Raw genomic sequence first — 16,338 nt, 5'->3', positions numbered from 1 at the left:
TAATCTGCCCCCAACGGCCGTCAGAGCCGAGAGGAGCGTTCCCATGTCCGATTTCGAACACGTCTTTGAAGCGCCGCCCGAAGGCGCCGCCGCCGACTGGACCATCCCCCAGAACTGGGGCGCCTATACCCAGGTCGAGCACGAGACCTGGAACACCCTCTACGCCCGGCAGATGAAGATCCTGCCCGGCCGCGCCTGCGACGCCTATATGCGCGGGCTGGACGCGCTGGACCTCAACATGGGCGGCATCCCCGATTTCGAGGTGATGAACCCCAAGCTGCAGGCCCTGACCGGCTGGACCGTGGTCTGCGTGCCGGGCCTGGTGCCGGACGACGTCTTTTTCGACCACCTGGCCAACCGCCGCTTCGTCTCGGGCCAGTTCATCCGCAAGCCGGATCAACTGGACTACCTGCAGGAACCGGACATCTTCCATGACGTCTTCGGCCATGTGCCGATGCTGACCGACCCCGATTTCGCCGCCTATATGGAGGCCTATGGCAAGGGCGGGCAGCGGGCGCAGTCGCTGGGGATGCTGAAGAACCTGGCGCGCCTCTACTGGTACACCGTCGAGTTCGGTCTGATGAAGGAGGCCGGCGGCCTTCGGATTTACGGCGCGGGCATCGTCTCCTCGGCGACCGAGAGCGTGTTCAGCCTGGAGGACGCCTCGCCGAACCGGCTGGGCTTTGACCTGGAGCGGGTCATGAAGACCCTCTACCGGATCGACGACTTTCAGCAGGTCTATTTCGTCATCGACAGCATCGAGGAACTGAAGGCCGTGACGCTGCAGGACTTCGGTCCGCTGTACGAGCGGCTGAAGGGGGCCGAGGACCTGCCGATCGAGGCGGTCCTGCCCGGCGATCAGGTCTTCACGCGCGGGACCCAGGCCTATGCCCATAAGGGCGGGCGTTTCGCAGCCTGAGGGCGGCGGGAGAAAAACAGAGTCCAATTCGTCTGAATCGTCTGAAATCCTCTTCGTGGCCCTGGTCCGGAGAGGATGATACCGTGGGATGAAGGTCAGGCGCGCCGATTGCCTATGGCGCCGCGTTCACCGTTGAAAAGCTTGGCGTTTACAGCGGTTGATATGCGCGGGAACGGACCAGCGCCGCGCCCCTAGCGTCGGGCCAGGCGCGGCCAGGCGGTCCAGGTTCCGACGGCGTAAGCCAGGCCGTAGGCGAGCACGATCAGCGAACTCCACCAGATGAAGGGGGTGATCCCGCCAGGACCCTGGGGGTTCAGGATCATGGCTGGAAACAGCACCAGACCGCGCGCCAGATAGATCAGGCTGATGACCACCAGGCCGGTCCTCAAGAGCGGAAGCCGAGGCAGGACGCCCGCGCCGGAGAAGGCATAGGCGGCCCAGACCGTCAGGATCGTCGCTATGCCCGTCGTTACGACGGCCGGATACCAGTGACCCGCTTCGGCCATGCGCGCCATCTGCTCGCCGGCGCCGAAAAACCGATAGCCTTCCGGCCCGATGCCGATCACCGCGAGGTGCAGGGCGGCGGCCAGAAGGCTCAACACGCCCCCGGCGATCAGCCAGGAATTGCGGGGCGAGCGCGTCACCGTCAGTCTCGCTGGAACGGATAGAAGTCCCTGCCCAGGGCCAGGATCCCGGTCAGCTCGTCCAGGGTGCCGCGCGTCTCGTCCAGCAGGGCGGGGTCGGCCAGGTCGCTCGCCGTCAGCGTCTCGCGATACCAGCGCGTCGCCCAGGTCGACAGGCGGGCGTGCAGGGCGTCCGTCATGCGCATGGCGGGGTTGGTCGCGGCGAGTTCGTCATCGGTCAGGACGACGCGCAGGCGCAGACAGGCGGGGCCGCCGCCGTTGCGCATCGATTGGCGCACGTCGACATACTCGACCCGGCCGATGGGGCCGTTGGAGGCGGCCAGGCGTTCGGCGACGGCGTGGCTGCGGGCGTTGTCGCGCGTCTCGGTCGGGCAGATCAGGGTCAGGCGGTTCTCGCCCGGAATCTGGATCAGCATGGAGTTGAACAGATAGCTGCTGATCGCGTCGGCCAGCGGCAGGTCGGCGGTCGAGACCTCGACGAACTGCGGCTGGAACAGGCCGTCGGCGGCGCGGCGGATGGCGGCCTTGGTGGCGTCCGTGTCCTCGAACGCCAGTTCGTGGAAGAAGAGGGTGTCCAGGGCGCCGACGCAGACCACGTCGTTGTGGAAGGTTCCGCCGGCGATGGCCGCGCGCGACTGCTGGGCCAGGACCGGACGACCGGCTTCGTGGCGGCGCACGATGGCCTCGGACGCCTCGCGCGTCTGGCGGGCGGGGAAGGGGCCGTCCCAGGGCTCGAAGGCTTCGCGGCCCCAGACCAGCAGATTGACCCCGCGCGCGCCGTGGGAGGCGCAGAGGCGGACGTGGTTGGCGGCGCCTTCGTCGGCCAGATGGGCGACGGCGGGCAGGGCGTCATGGACGGCGAACCGCGTCGCGTCGGGGAAGAGAGCGTCCAGCGCCCGCCTGGTCTGATGATGCTCCAGCGAACGGTGCAGGTTGGTGTGCAGGTTGGCGGGGGTGAAATGCACCCGGCCGTCGGCGGCGTCGGCGCTGGGGGTCACGGTGGCTGCGTTGGCGGCCCACATGGGCGAGGCCGAACAGGCGGCGGCGGCGAAGGCCGGCGCGTCGCGCCAGGCCTTGGCCAGCACGGCCTTGTCCGATCCGGTGAAGCCGAGGTGGCGCAGGAAGGGGATGTTCGGCCGCTCATGCGGGGGCAGGACGAACTGGGGCAGGCCCAGGTCGGCCAGCCGCTTCATCTTGTCGAGACCCTGCAGCACCGCCGCGCGCGGGTTCGACGCCTCGCCCTTGTTCAGGCTGGAGGCGAGGTTGCCCGGCGACAGGCCCGCATAGGAGTGGGTCGGCCCGATCAGACCGTCGGCGTTGGCTTCAACTGCTGAGATCATCCCCGCAAGCCCTTGATCTCGCTCTCGATGTTCTTGACCGCGCCGGCTTCGAAGCTGGCGACGGGGTAGGCGCAGTAGTCGGCGGCGTAGTAGGCGCTGGGGCGGTGGTTGCCGCTGGCGCCGAGGCCGCCAAAGGGCATGTCGCCCGCTGCGCCCGTGGTCGGGCGGTTGAAGTTCACCACGCCCGCGCGGATGCGGTTGATGAAGCGGTCCCAGTTCTTGGCGTCATCCGAAACCAGACCGGCGGACAGGCCGTATTTGGTGGCGTTGGCGGCGGCGATGGCGGCGTCGAAGGTCGGGACGCGGATGACTTGCAGGAAGGGGGCGAACATCTCTTCGTCCTCTACCGCAACCCCGGTCACGTCGATGATGGCGGGCTTCACGAAGGCGCCGGGAAGATTGTCCACCGGGCCGGAGGCGCGGATCACCCTGGCGCCCGCGTCGATGCGTTGCTGCAAGGCGGCCAGAGCGGCGCTCGCCGCCTTTTCCGAGATCAGCGGCCCGGCGTAGGGCTCCGGGTCGCTGTCCCAGGGGGCGAAGTTCAGGCGGTCGGACATGGCCGCCACGGCCTCGACGACAGCGTCGCCCGCCGCGCCTTCCGGCAGGATCAGGCGGCGGGCGCAGGAGCAGCGCTGGCCGGTGGTGACGAAGGCGGACTGGACCACGATGCCGGCCACGGCCTCGGCGTCGGCGGCGTCCCAGACGACCAGCGGGTTATTGCCGCCCAGCTCCAGCGCCAGGATGACGTGGGGATCGTCGGCGAACTTCCTGCGGAAGTGCGCGCCGGCCGCGCCCGAGCCGGTGAACATCAGGGCGTCGATGGGCTGATCCAGCAGGGCCGCGCCGGTGTCGCGCCCGCCCTGGACCATGTTGAACACGCCCTTGGGCAGGTCGGCGGCGTCCAGGCACTCGGCCATCAGCTGGCCCGTCAGGGGCGTTTCCTCGGACGGCTTGAACACGACCGTGTCGCCCGCCAGCAGGGCCGGGACGATGTGGCCGTTGGGCAGGTGGCCGGGGAAGTTGAATGGGCCAAGCACCGCCGAGACGCCGTGCGGGCGGTGACGCAGGGTGGCGCGGCCGAAGGCTGTCTCGGTGCTGCGTTCCCCAGTGCGCTCGTCATAGGCGCGGATCGAGATGTCGACCTTGCCCGCCATGGAGGCCAGTTCGGTCTTGGTCTCCCACAGGGGCTTACCGGTTTCGCGGCTGATGGCCTCGGCCATTTCGGGCGCGCGGTCCTTGAGCACGGCCTGATAGCGTTTCACCGCGTCGATGCGGTCCTGACGCGGGCGGTCGGCCCAGTCGGGGAAGGCTTTGCTGGCGGCCTCGACGGCGGCGCCGACCTGTTCCGTGGTGGCGGCTTCGCCTTCCCAGACGGTTTCGCCGGTGGCGGGGTTGGTGGAGGTGAAACGGGTCATGGCGGGCACTCGGTTCAGGATTTCACGCGGACGACAGCGCCGTCCTTGATCTTCAGGGCGGCGGCGACGTCGGGGGTCATGTGGACCACGTCGCCGTCGATCAGGACGCGGGCGCGCACGGCGCGGAAGGCCGAGACGCTGTCGGTCGAGACGAGGCTGGGCAGTTCGACCTCGACCTCGTTTTCGATCCGGGCGGTCAGGACGCGGGCGTCGCGCACGGTGCGAATGTTGTCGCGACCGCAGGCCACGGTCGGACCGGCGTCGAAGATGTCGACCAGGCCGTTGGGGCGGAAGCCCTCGGATTCCAGCAGGGCCATGGCCGGCACGCCCTGAGGGTGGACCTTGCCGATCACGGCGCGGGCCGGTTCGGGCAGCAGGTCGATGTAGATGGGGTGGCGCGGGGCCAGGTCGAGGATGAACTGCTTGTCGGTCGAGCCGCTCATGCGGTCGGCGTCGTCGAAGTCCATGGGGAAGAACTTGTGCGCCACATGGTCCCAGAAGGGGCAGTAGCCGTCGGGCGTGAAGACGCCGCGCAGTTCGGCCAGGACGTTATCGGCGAACAGGTCCGGCTGGGCGCCGATCAGCATGTAGCGCGACTGGCTGAGCAGGCGCCCGGCGCCGCCCTTGCGACGGTCGGCCTTGAGGAACAGGGAGCCGACCTCGGTCCAGCCGGTGCATTCGTTGACCAGAACCAGGGTCTGATGGTTCAGCTTCATGCCCAGCGACGGCGACTGGACCGTGTTGTTGACCACGCGGAACGAGAAGAAGGGCCGCTTCAGCCCCACCGTCGCCTTGACCGAGCCGATGCCGTCGATGTCGCCCGTGTCGCCGTCTTCCAGCATCAGGGTGTACCAGGCTTCCTGCGGCGGGACGCGGCCCTCGAAGCTGGCCTTGCTCAGTTCCAGCCGCTCGCTCAGCACGTCGGCGTCTTCGGGCAGGCTGGTGAAGCCCGGGCCGGACAGGATGGCCAGTTCAAGCAGGTGATGGAGGTCGGCCGGGCCGGCGGGGCGAACAACGAGCATACGGTTACATGGTCTCCAGTCGGAGCTGTTTCAGCTTCAACGCATCAATCTCGCCCGAGGCGATCTTGCACAGGATAAGGGCGGACAGTTGCGCCCGTTCGACGAAGCTGTCGGGCCAGGCGAATTCCTGATCCGAGTGGATCTCGCCGCCGACGACGCCGAGGGTGTCGACATTGGGCAGGCCCGCGGCGTGCAGGTTGTTGCCCTCGCAGACGCCGCCCGAGGGCTTCCAGGCGATGGTCTGCCCCAGCAGTTCGCCGGCGTCGCGCACGGCGTGGAACAGGGCGGTCTGCGACGCGTCCATCGGCTTGGGCGCGCGGGTCATGCCGCCGTGCAGGTCCAGGCTTAGGCCGGGGAAGGGCGGTTCGGCGGCGATGGCGCGCACCGTTTCGTCGATCCAGGCGGCGCTGTCGGCGTCCGGGACGCGGACGTTGAAGCGCACCACGGCGTTGTCGGCCACGACATTGAGGGGGCCGCCGCCGGCGATCTTGGCGACATTGACGGTGACGCCCTCGCGCTGGCCGTTCAGGCCGTGCAGGCGGGCGGCGATCATGGCCGCGCCGGCCACCGCATTGGCGCCCTCGTGGAAGGCGCGGCCCGCGTGGGCGGCCTTGCCCGTGACGATCAGGTGGAAGTTGCCGCTGCCCTTGCGCTCGCCGGCCAGGGTTCCGTCCGACAGGGCCGGTTCATAGGTCAGGCCGACGTGGCCGCGCGCGCCCAGCTGGGCCAGCAGGGGCGCCGAGGCGGGGGAGCCGATTTCCTCGTCGGGGGACAGCAGCACGGTCCAGCCGACGCGGGCCTTGTCCGGATGGGTTTCGAAGGCTTCCAGCGCGGCCAGCATGACGCTGATGCCGCCCTTCATGTCGGCCACGCCGGGACCGTTCAGGGCGCCGTCGGCGCGCGTGACGACGGTCTGGAAGCCGCTGTCGGCGGGGAAGACGGTGTCGTAGTGGCCGGTCAGGACGACCTGGATCGGCGCCTCGGGCCGGGCGGTGATGGTCAGGCAGTCGGCGTAGGATTCGGGGATGACGGCGCCGCTGTCGGCCACGGTGGTCGAGGCCTGGGTGGGCACGCGCACGACCGCGGCGGGCAGACGGCGGGCCTCGGCCTCCAGCACGTCCAGCACGCGCGCCAGTCCGGCGGCGTGGCGGCTGCCGGAGTTGATATTGGCCCAGTCGATGGTCCGCGCGACGATCACGTCGCCTCGGGCCGCGACATGGTCGAGCACGGCCTGGTCGTGGGGTTCAATCCGCATGGCGGCGACCCTAGACGCGGGCGAGGCAAAGGTGAAGGCGGGGCGGTTTCTCGCTCACGGACTTGGGAAACAGAGCCCGGCCGGGGTAGCTTTGCCTTCAGACCGAATGATTCAGGAAAAGTCCCTTTGCTCAGCAGCTTGAACCCGTTCGCGCGAATCGACTCGCAACCGATGGCGGTCCGTTTCGCGCGTCGCAGCGCCTGGGCCTTTCTCCTCGGGGGACTGATGCAGTTCACATACGCCGGGGCGATCTGGTTCTACTTCGACCACGCCCACGCGATCATGCAGGCGGGCGCTGCGGCTCCGGATGGAGCGCTCCCGTCCAGCGACGACATCCGCAATCTCGTCGTGGGGTCAACGGTCGTGATCGCCTGGATCCATGTGCTGCTGGCCGGCATTCAGTGGCGCTGGCCGAACCGGATGCTCGCGGTCCTGGGGCTGGCCTCGACCGGCTATTATTTCTCCTCGGCGGTCGTGTCTCTCGCGCTCGGCGTCGCCGGCAGCAACTACTACCCGATGTGGGTGGCGAGCATCGGCTATCTGTGCCTGCTGATAGAATTGCCCCTACATATCGCCGGCCTGCGCGGCGCGGCGGCGCTGGCGCGAGGCGGCTTCAAGGCCTAGGTGAGGGCTTCATTTCAGGAGCGCCCGCCGATGACCGTCACCCTTTTCCACAATCCGAAATGCTCGACCTCGCGCAAGGCGCTGGAGCTGCTGCAGGAACGCGGCGTCACGCCCACGGTGGTTGAATATCTGAAGACCGGCTGGGACGCCGCGACCCTGGACCGGCTGGCCAAGGAAACGGGCGTCGGCCTGTCCGGTCTGCTGCGCCAGCGCGAGCCCCGGACGGCTGAACTGCTGGAAAGCGGCGCATCCGAGGAGGCGATCCGCGCCGCCATGATCGCCGACCCGGTGCTGGTCGAACGCCCCATCGTCCAGACGGCGAAAGGCGCCCGGATCGGGCGTCCGGTCGAGAACATCCTGCACATTCTGTAGGTTGAGAACGTAGAGCGTCCGATCCTCCCCCGCTTTGCAGGGGAGGATCGCATCGAGGATCAGCGGCTTCTGCGGCGGTCGGCGCGGTCGCCGCCGGGACGGTCGCTTTCGCGGCGCCAGCGGATCGACAGGCTGGCGTCGCCCTCGCCGCCGAACTTGGAGCTGACGGCCAGGTTGCGGCGCACCTGCCATTCGACATTGACCGCCGCCCCGCCTTCGCCGCCGCCGATGATCTCCAGATAGACGTCGTCGGTGATGTAGCGGCCGCCGGCCACGGTCAGGCTGGAGGCTTCGCCGCCGAACGACAGCCGGTCCAGGCCCGCCAGCTGGCGCAGGTTGCCGATCACGTCGAAGCCGCCGCCGCCGGCCAGCGAGGCCACGGCCGAGGCCAGCTGGGCCGCCTCGAACCCTGACAGCTGCGACGCCGAACGCCCGAACAGGACCTGCGACAGGATTTCATCCTGGGGCAGGGAGGGAGTCGAGGTCAGCTCGATCTTGGGCGCGGCCGCCGTGCCGGTGACCTTGATGGTCGCGGTCAGGTTCGGGTCCTCGCGCACCGCCGCCAGGTTCAGGCGGATGCGCGCCGGGTCGGTCGACAGGGAGATCGAGCCGCTGTCGTCGAAGACGAACCGCTTGCCCGCGAACTCATAATCGCCGCGCACGACATTGGCCGTGCCGGTCAGCAGCGGCTGGGCGATGGTGCCGCGCACGCGAGCGTCGGCGGTCAGTTCGACGTTCAGGCCGCGTCCGCGCACGTGGATTTCGCGCCCGGTCAGGTTCAGGTTCAGGCCGATCTGCGGGCCGCGCGACTTGATCTCGGTCTCGACGGGGTCGCCGCCGGGTCGGTTGATCTCGACCACGTCCATCTTCACCACGCCGTTGGAGCCGGGCAGGTTGGGCGAGATGTTCGCCTCGTCGATGTTCAGGTCGCCGCTGATCTGGATGTTGCTGTCGGCGGCGCGGACGACGGTCAGGACGCCGTTGGCGCGGGCCTCGGCGATGTCGTTGTCGATGACGCGGAAGCGGGTCAGCTCCAGCCGCAGGGTCGAGCCGGAGCCTTCGCGCAGGCCCAGGTTGCCGCTGCCTGTGACCGTGCCCTTGACGCCGTCGGCGGCCTCGAAGCGTTCGATCACGGCCTGGGCGCCGTCAAACCGGCTCGCCAGGGTGACGTTTTCCAGCCGCAGCCCCGTGGCGCTGTCGCGGAAGGCGCCCTGGGTCAGGTCCACGCGGCCGTTCAGCCGCGGATCGTTCAGGGATCCGCCCAGGGAGGCGCGCACCGCCACCTGACCCGACAGGGACTGCGCCCCGCCGAGGAACAGGTCCCAGATGGGCTGGATCTGACCGTCGACGGTGATCTGGCCCGACATGTCGCGGGTGCGGGCGATGGCCAGCCTCAGCGGTGCGGCCGAGGCCTCGACCGGCAGGCTGACGTCTGCCGAAGCCTGAACCGCCGTGCCGTCGTTGGCCTGGGCCTTGATGCGCAGGACATTGTCGCTCAGGTCGGCGTTCAACGTGCCGTCCACGGCCAGACCGCGCGGGGCGTCGATGCTGCGCAACTGCTTCAGGTCCACGTTGGCCGAGCCGTTCAGGGTCTCGCCCGAGCCTTGCAGCGAGACGCGGCCGGTGATCTGACCGCGCAGGTCGGGAGCCAGGGAGCCCATTTCGATATTGGTCAGGTCGGCCTGGATGGCGCTGCCGGCCTTGTCCTGACGCAGTTCGCCGGCCAAGACGCCGCCGCCGACGCCCAGGTCGAGGCGGACCACGCGGCCGTCGCCGTTCAGGGCGATGATGGCGGGGGCGCGGGTGGTGAAGGCGACCTCGCGCACACGGCCGCCGCCGCGCAGGACGACGGTCTGGGCGGGCCCTTCGCGGGAATATTCGCCCGTGCCGTTGAACTGGACCGGGTTAGCGCCGCCGACATCGGCCGACAGGGTGAAGGGCAGACGTTCCAGCGTGCCCTGGCCCTTGAGCGACAGGCTGCGGACAACCCAGGTCGAGCCGGCCAGGCGGACGTTGCGGCCGGTCACGTCCAGAATGGCGCTCTGGTCGCCGCCGCCGTCGGTCAGGCGCACCCGGCCCTCGGCCTCGCCCGAGGCCAGGAAGGCGCCCTGACGCGCCGTGAAGCTCAGGTCGGCGCTGGAGGGGAAGTTGTTGGACAGGGCGATCGACCCCTGCGCCGTCACGCCGCCGGCGTTGACGTCCACCTCGGTCAGGCGGATGCGGTTGCCGCCGAGGAAGAAGTTCCCCGAAGCCCGCGCCGGACCGTAGTTCGAGCCGGAGTTGACGACGATCCGCCCGTCCGAGGCGTCGGCGCCCTTGCGGAAGCTGAGGATCAGGTCGGCGTTGGTCAGGGTCAGGCCGCTGGCCGAGACCTTGTCGAAGGCGGCGCGCAGGTCGGCGCGCGGCTGGGCCAGGGTGCCGGTCAAGGCGCCGCTGCCGCTCATGGCGCCGTCGATGGCGACGGGGCCGACGCCGAACGGGCCGCGGGCGTCCCAGTCCAGGGCCAGACGCATCTTGCCGCCCTCGATCAGACCCTTGGCGCCCATGCGCCCGGCGGCCCCGGTCAGTTCGCTGCTGTCGATGGACAGGACGCTGTCGCGCCACGACCCCGCCGCCTTCAGGCGCGGCGTCTGGCCCAGCAGACGGTCCAGTTCGTCCATGCCGATAGCCATGCGCGAGCCGCGCCCGTCGAAGCTGAGCGTCCACGGCGTGTCGCCACGACCTTTGCCGGCCTGGACGGGTCCCTTGAACGAGCCCTTGGCGCCGGGGCGGATGCGCGAGATGTCGGTGATGTCGGCGTCGCCGCGGAAGCTGAGGCCCCCGGTGATGCTGCGTCCGCCCGATCCGGTCAGGGTCAGGGCCTGGCCGCGCCCGTCGATCTTCTTCAGCAGATAGGCGCCGTCGGGCGTGCGCGAGCCTTCAAGCTGAACGCGCGGCGCAGCGCCCAGCAGGGCGCCGATGATGCCGGCGGTCGAGCCGCCCGTGGCGCGGGCGTCGGTCGTGACGTCAAACTGGCCCTTGCTGTGGGTCAGGTTGAGCGGCCCGGACAGGCGGGCGGCGCGATAGCTGGCCAGATCGGCGTCCTGAAGCTCGGCCGAGCCTTGCAGGGTCCAGGTCTTGGCGTCGCCCTTGAACACGCCGGTATAGGTGGTCGCCCCGGCCAGGGTCGGCCCCGCCAACCGGGTCAGCGACGGGGTCGTGACGGTCAGATTGATCCCGTCGGGCGCGGTGCGGTCCTTGAGGTTGATCAGGCCGCGCGCGTGGGTCGTGATGTTTTCGGCGCTGAGCCGCCAGGCGACGCCCTGGACGTCCTTGCGGCGGCTGTCAGGCACGGCCGCAAAGCCGAAGACCGCGGTGCGGCCGATCCGTTCGGCAAAGGGCGCCAGCAGGTCCGAACCGGAGAAGTCCGCATGACCGGAAACGCGCGCCCCTTCCTTGCCGTAGCGGCCCTTGACCGACAGGGGGGTGAACGCGCCCGTCTTCACCACGACATCGACGATCTCGCCGTTGACGACGGCGACGGCCGAGAAGGGTTGGTCCGGGGAATAGCCCAGCGACCCGGCGATCGGCCCGCCCTGGGCCTCGTTGGCGCGCAGGTTGACGCGTAGGTCCTCGGGCTTCTTGCCGAAGACGGCCTTCAGCAGCAGGTGGTCGCCCTTGCGGTTCAGGCTGAAGGCGTTGAGGTTGACCGTCTTGTCGCCTCGACGCGGGACTTGGGCGTCGCCGCTCAGGGTCCAGCGGCCGTATTCCTTGGAGAAATCCTCCATCAGCTCGACGTTGGCGCTGAACTTGTCGATGTCGACCGTCAGGGCCTGCGGGCCGCCCGGCTCGTCGCGCGGCTCGAACTGGGGACGGCGGAGCAGGCGGATCTGGTCGGCGCTGATCTCGGTGGCGTGGAAGCGGCGCGCCAGCAGCGGCCAGTAGGACCAGTCGAGGCGGACATTGGTCGCCTCCAGCCAGACCCCGTCAGCGTCCGTGACCGTCACCCGGGCCAGGGTGAAGTCGTCGAACAGGTCGCCCTTCAGCCCCTCGACATTGATGCGGCCGTAGCGGCTGATCTTCTTGCCGGCGACGAAGCTGGTGACCAGTTCGCGGCCCGAGTCCGTGAGCAGGTACATTCGTCCGCCGACGGCCAGGACGATGGTCAGGGCCAGCAGGCTGGCGACCACGATGCCCGAGATGAAGGCGATCAGTTGCAGGCGCGTGCGCTCGCGCTTGGCCTCTTTCGCGGGCGTGTCGGCGGGGGCTTCCGCTTCGGATTCGTGAGGCGGAGTGTCGGTCAAAACGCCTGGCCGATGCTGATGTAGAGCTGGAACTCGGAGTCGCCTTCACGCTTGTCCAGCGGAACGGCGATGTCGGCCCGCACCGGACCGAACGGCAGTTTGTAGCGCACCCCGACACCCGCGCCATAGCGAAGGTTGTTGAAGTTCGGCGTCTCCTGGAAGCCGACCGCGCCCGCGTCCAGGAAGGCCACGGCCTGGAACCTCTGGCCGATGTCGTGGCGCACCTCGATCGAGGTTTCGAACAGCGACAGACCCCCGCGCGGCGTGTTGTCGGGCAGGCGCGGGTTGATGCTCTGATAGGAATAGCCGCGCACCGAACCGCCGCCGCCGGAATAGAAGAGGCGGTCCGACGGCACCGTCAGCTCCTGGCCGCCGATGATCGAGCCGATGCGCGCCCGGCCCGCCAGCACCGTCCGGGCGCCGTCCTGCAGGGGCAGGTAGCCGGTCGCCTGACCCTCGGTGCGCAGGAACACCACCGTGTCCTCGCCGGCCACGGCGGTCGGCTGGGCCGAAACGGACAGGCGGAAACCCTGGGTCGGGTCCAGCGGGTCGTTGGAGCGGTCCATGTAGGCGCTGGCGCGTCCGGTCACGATGGCCAGGTCGCGGTCGAAGGTGATCGGCGCCTGGGTCAGGGGATCGAAGCGGTTCTCGGTGTACTGGCCCGCGTCCAGACCCAGGCCGTAGCTGAACCAGGAGGTCTTGCCGATGCGCTGCGACAGGTCGGCCGACAGGGCGACGGCGCTGCGGTCGTAGGCGTCGGTCTGTTCGTTGACGAGGTAGGACGACAGCTTCAGCGTCCGACCGGCCCGGCCCCAGTGGGGGAAGCTGGCCTCGCCGCCCAGGCGACTGTCGATGCTGGCGTAGCGGCCGCCGTATTTCAGCGTCGCGGCGCGACCGAAGCGGTTGTAGCGGGTCTGGAACACGTCCACGCCGGCGCCTTCGGCGGTCGAATAGGTGGCGCCGGCCTCCAGCACGCTGCGCGGCCGGTCGGACAGGGTCACGACGACAGGGCGCAGGCCGTCCGCCGTCAGTTGATCGAGCGGCGCCAGGGTGACGCCGACGCCCTCATAGACGCCGGTGTCCAGCAGCCGGCGCTCCAACTCGGCCACGTCCTCGGGATCGTAGCGGTCGCCGGCGTCCCATGGGGCCAGTCTGGCGATCCAGTCGGCATTGGTCAGGCCGCGCGTCCGCATCTGGATGCCGTCCAGCCGAACCAGGGCGCCCGAGGCGATGTTGAAATTGGGTTGAACCGTAAAGGTCGCGTGGTCGACGACGACCCGACGCGGTTCGGCCTTGGCGTCGGCATAGCCCTCGCGCGTCAGGCCGGCCACGATCCGGCCCTCGGCCGCCAGGACGTCGGCGGCGCGGCCGGGGTCGCCGGGCGCCAGCCCCAGGTCGGCGGTGACGCTGCGACTGGTGTCGGCATCGGGCACGGGGGCCACCCAGTTGACCTTGGTCTCGCCGAGCACGAACCGCCGACCGGGCGTGACCGTCACGACGGCGACCGGCTTGTCCTCGCCCTCCACGTCATCCTGAAGCGTCGGCTGGTAATAGCCCTCCGAGCGCAGCAGGGCCTCGGCGGATTCCATCGCCGTGCGGGCGCGACGGCGGGCCTCGAAGCGGCTGGACGGCGCGTCCTCCACGGCGCCGACGGCGCGTTCCAGTTCGCGGCGCAGGTCGGCGTCGATGTCCCCGCGAATCTGGGCGCGAGGCTCGGCGGCGGCGTGCCCGCTGACGGCCAAGAGCGCCATGCCGGCGAGAAGGAGGTGTGGCCTCGACGTCAAACTGGAACCTTGGCTCAGGGCACGGACAGGAGCGCGAACGAGGGACGCCAAGGCCCCCCGCCGATGGAATCAGTAGAACAGCGTATCGCTTTCCGGCTGAACCGTCTGTTCCGAGGTCCGTTGTTCGGGCGGCAGGGTGTCGACCGGCGGGGGCGTTTCCGCCGCAGGCGCTTCGGCTACGACCGGCGCGGCCGATTCTTCGGCGGCGGGCGCGGTTGATTCCTGAACCTCGACTTCCACGGACGTCTCGGTGGCCGGCGGTTCGCTGCAGGCCGACGTCGCGGCGGCGGCGCCCAGGGCCGCGATCAGCAGCAAACGGTTCAGATTCAATCGGTTCATAAGAAATTTCCCCCTCATGGGGCAGCAAACGTCATCCGGCGAGCCCGGTTCCCTCCTTTGTTGAACGATCCAAGGTGAACCGCAACTGACGGCGAGGGATGTTCTCATAAATTACGTGCTTTACGGCGTCGTGGGCCTTGACCTGCCGCCGCGAATGAACCAGAAACCGCCTCCGCAAACAGGCCTTGCGCCGGTTTGCGGAGAAGCGACCTAACAGGTTGATTTCAAAGTGTGCGCCCCTAGCTCAGTTGGTTAGAGCATCTGACTTTTAATCAGAGGGTCCTCGGTTCGAGCCCGAGGGGGCGTACCATTTTCCCCTTATATATCGGTATTTTGTTTGAGCCGTCGCTAGACCGATTTTGATCGGCTGTCGTTTGGGGCGCAAACGGGCTGTGCATTTTTCCTTTTGTGAGGCGTTCAGGACGTTTCGGCGATCGTCAGCCAACCCATCCGTCACGCTCTCCTGGCCCTGTCGCCGGCCTAGAACCGATATTCAAGGGCGGTCCAGACCTTGTCACGGTCGGGGAAGGCCGCTTGGGTCCCGTCGAAGAGGGCTCCCTTGACTTCAACGGCCCAGTGCGTGTCGAGCACCAGGCGAGCCGAGAGATCCAGTTCGCGGCCGTAGCGCGTGGATCCATCGGCGTCATGAAAGTCGCGCCATGAAGCGGTGAGGACGGCGTTACGTCCCACGGGCGGATGGGCGACCGCATAGCTCACCGTGGCGGAGACGTCGCGCAGGCCGTTCTTAGGCGTCGTCAGGAAGACATCGGCCCAGCCCTGGAAGGCGTGCAATGTCGCCAATGGCGTCTGGAACGCCTGGGAGCCGTCTCCGTCCAGTCGCTCGAGCGCCAGCGTCCCTGTGACAGGACCGTGCTTCAAGCCCGCCGACGCCAGCCCATAGTCGAGGTCGAACCGGGCGGGATTGGCCCCGTAATCGGACTGGCGAGCGTATTCAATTGCGTACAGGGCCGACCAGTCATGCGACAGGCTGCGGCTTCCCTCAAGTCGCGCGCCCCAGGTCGCCGAGGACTGGGCCGGGGCGTTGGCGAAATCCAGCAGATAGCCATAGGCCGTCAGCCTACCCGCAGGGGTCGGGGTCTCGACATTGACCAGATGGCTGTCTGAGCGCCAATCGCCCGCGGGGCTGTCGTCGCCGAACACCCGATGAACCCGGTCGATCCAGGCATAGGTGACGGTCAACGGCTCGAACGCGCGGGTCGTTACCTTGACAGCGTCGAAGGTTTGCTCGTTCTGGCGGAAGCCCACATTACCGACGAAGCGGGCAGAGCCCAGCACGATGCGCTGTCGGCCCAGGATCACTTCGGTGTCCGGCAAGCCGGTCCAGGCGACCTGCATCCGGTTCAGTTCCAACGCCTCCGGATCAGCCACCACGGGATAGCGCAGGGGGCCGTGGATGGTGTCATTGTAGTCATCAACCAGGGCGACGACGGCCTCGCCCTCGACCAGCAGGCGAAAGCCGGATCGCTCCGGGCTTTGCCAACCCAGGCGCGTGCGCAGAGTGGCCGCCGTCGCATCGTCGAGCCCGTCTTGGCGGACGCCTTCATAACGCAGGCGGCTCTCGAATAGGACGTCGCCCGACCGCGGCGAGGCGGTAGCCGACCTCGCTGCAGGGGACTGGGCGTAGGTTACGGCCGGGGTCGCCATTACGGCGAGGGCCAGCAAGATCGGGCGGCCGATCGGCGGCATGTCAGTATCTCCGGGTCAAGGTGCAGGTTCGGGCGGGCGTATTCAGTTCGATTTCAGGATCGCCTGGACGCAGGTCATGGTTGTCTCCATTCGGGTCGCCCGGGCGTCTGGACGAATTCTGTGGCCATCGGCGCGTCGGTCGCCTCTGACCCCGACGTCGCAACCCTGCTGAGCATAGAGTCTGGGCGGCTATTTCGAATTGCTATCGATCAAGCGCCCGGCCGACGCCGGTCAATGGAAGGCGCGAGTCGAAGCCGACCGTGAAGTTCTCCGACGGATCAAACTCGCGATTGATCGCGATCAATCGGCTCTGGCGATTCAGGGGGTAGGAGACGGGCGTGAGGACATTCATGACCCAGATCCCGTCGATCAAAATCCTGTTCTTTGGACGACCCGCCGATCGTCTCGGCTCTGGCCGGATGGTGGAGGGGCCAGCGGAAGGAATGAGTTTGGCGGATCTGCGCCGACGTATCGCCGTCAGCGCCGAGGGCGGCGAGATCCTGTTGGACCCGGCGATCAGGACCGCACTGGACGGGGTTCAGTGCGACGACGAGACCTGGGTGCGCCCGGGCCAGGAGGCCGCCTTTTTCTCCATCTTTTCCGGGGGCTGAGGCATGGCTCTGGATGTCGGGCT

Annotated in this window: 13 protein-coding genes and 1 tRNA gene; 5 read left to right on the top strand and 9 right to left on the bottom strand. The window is 68.6% G+C overall.

What is annotated here, in order from left to right:
- The first annotated feature begins 43 nt into the window (after nucleotides 1–43).
- Nucleotides 44–919 (top strand): phenylalanine 4-monooxygenase, encoded by an 876-nt coding sequence (phhA, locus tag AC3IS2_RS09280; RefSeq protein ID WP_489197389.1) that lies wholly within the window; start codon nucleotides 44–46, stop codon nucleotides 917–919.
- A gap of 191 nt (nucleotides 920–1,110) precedes the next feature.
- Here the strand turns inward: phhA and AC3IS2_RS09275 are convergent, their stop codons facing one another.
- From AC3IS2_RS09275 to AC3IS2_RS09255, 5 genes are read right to left on the bottom strand one after another with little or no spacing between them, the layout of a single operon-like run.
- Nucleotides 1,111–1,563 (bottom strand): hypothetical protein, encoded by a 453-nt coding sequence (locus AC3IS2_RS09275; protein WP_489197388.1) that lies wholly within the window; start codon nucleotides 1,561–1,563, stop codon nucleotides 1,111–1,113.
- A gap of 2 nt (nucleotides 1,564–1,565) precedes the next feature.
- Nucleotides 1,566–2,903 (bottom strand): N-succinylarginine dihydrolase, encoded by a 1,338-nt coding sequence (gene astB, locus AC3IS2_RS09270; protein ID WP_489197386.1) that lies wholly within the window; start codon nucleotides 2,901–2,903, stop codon nucleotides 1,566–1,568.
- On the bottom strand, nucleotides 2,900–4,318 hold the full coding sequence (astD, locus tag AC3IS2_RS09265; protein WP_489197385.1) for a succinylglutamate-semialdehyde dehydrogenase: 1,419 nt from the start codon (nucleotides 4,316–4,318) through the stop codon (nucleotides 2,900–2,902). The genes astB and astD overlap by 4 nt, the downstream gene beginning before the upstream one ends.
- A 14-nt stretch (nucleotides 4,319–4,332) precedes the next feature.
- Complete coding sequence (locus tag AC3IS2_RS09260; protein ID WP_489197384.1) at nucleotides 4,333–5,340, bottom strand: arginine N-succinyltransferase; 1,008 nt, start codon at nucleotides 5,338–5,340, stop codon at nucleotides 4,333–4,335.
- Nucleotides 5,341–5,344: 4 nt separating this feature from the next.
- Nucleotides 5,345–6,595, bottom strand: coding sequence for a hydrolase (locus tag AC3IS2_RS09255; RefSeq protein ID WP_489197382.1), 1,251 nt, complete (start codon nucleotides 6,593–6,595; stop codon nucleotides 5,345–5,347).
- A 225-nt stretch (nucleotides 6,596–6,820) separates the two neighbouring features.
- Here AC3IS2_RS09255 and AC3IS2_RS09250 point away from each other — a divergent pair, with 225 nt between their 5' ends.
- Nucleotides 6,821–7,219 carry a hypothetical protein gene (locus tag AC3IS2_RS09250; RefSeq protein WP_489197381.1) on the top strand — a complete coding sequence of 133 codons (399 nt, stop codon included), beginning with the start codon at nucleotides 6,821–6,823 and terminating at the stop codon, nucleotides 7,217–7,219.
- A 30-nt stretch (nucleotides 7,220–7,249) separates the two neighbouring features.
- On the top strand, nucleotides 7,250–7,591 hold the full coding sequence (gene arsC, locus AC3IS2_RS09245; RefSeq protein ID WP_489197379.1) for an arsenate reductase (glutaredoxin): 342 nt from the start codon (nucleotides 7,250–7,252) through the stop codon (nucleotides 7,589–7,591).
- A 59-nt stretch (nucleotides 7,592–7,650) separates the two neighbouring features.
- On the opposite strand, the gene AC3IS2_RS09240 is transcribed toward arsC, so the two are convergent.
- The 3 genes from AC3IS2_RS09240 to AC3IS2_RS09230 all read right to left on the bottom strand — a co-directional run bounded on the left by AC3IS2_RS09240 (nucleotide 7,651) and on the right by AC3IS2_RS09230 (nucleotide 13,997).
- Nucleotides 7,651–11,874, bottom strand: a complete 4,224-nt coding sequence (locus AC3IS2_RS09240; protein ID WP_489197377.1) for a translocation/assembly module TamB domain-containing protein — start codon at nucleotides 11,872–11,874, stop codon at nucleotides 7,651–7,653.
- Nucleotides 11,871–13,625, bottom strand: a complete 1,755-nt coding sequence (locus tag AC3IS2_RS09235) for an autotransporter assembly complex protein TamA (RefSeq protein ID WP_489197376.1) — start codon at nucleotides 13,623–13,625, stop codon at nucleotides 11,871–11,873. Before AC3IS2_RS09235 ends, AC3IS2_RS09240 begins: the two co-directional genes overlap by 4 nt.
- A 102-nt stretch (nucleotides 13,626–13,727) precedes the next feature.
- A complete protein-coding gene (locus AC3IS2_RS09230) occupies nucleotides 13,728–13,997 on the bottom strand; it encodes a hypothetical protein (RefSeq protein WP_489197374.1) in 270 nt (89 codons plus the stop codon).
- A 233-nt stretch (nucleotides 13,998–14,230) separates the two neighbouring features.
- On the opposite strand from AC3IS2_RS09230, the gene AC3IS2_RS09225 reads away from it, so the two are divergent.
- Nucleotides 14,231–14,307: transfer RNA gene (locus AC3IS2_RS09225), tRNA-Lys, on the top strand.
- Nucleotides 14,308–14,477: 170 nt separating this feature from the next.
- Here the strand turns inward: AC3IS2_RS09225 and AC3IS2_RS09220 are convergent.
- On the bottom strand, nucleotides 14,478–15,704 hold the full coding sequence (locus AC3IS2_RS09220) for an alginate export family protein (RefSeq protein ID WP_489197373.1): 1,227 nt from the start codon (nucleotides 15,702–15,704) through the stop codon (nucleotides 14,478–14,480).
- 350 nt (nucleotides 15,705–16,054) lie between these two features.
- On the opposite strand from AC3IS2_RS09220, the gene AC3IS2_RS09215 reads away from it, so the two are divergent.
- Nucleotides 16,055–16,315 carry a MoaD/ThiS family protein gene (locus AC3IS2_RS09215; protein WP_489197371.1) on the top strand — a complete coding sequence of 87 codons (261 nt, stop codon included), beginning with the start codon at nucleotides 16,055–16,057 and terminating at the stop codon, nucleotides 16,313–16,315.
- Nucleotides 16,316–16,338 lie beyond the last annotated feature (23 nt).

This window comes from Brevundimonas sp. KH_025 (assembly GCF_057839885.1).
The sequence above is the reverse complement of the archived record's forward strand: the minus strand, read 5'-3'. Positions and strand labels throughout refer to the sequence as shown.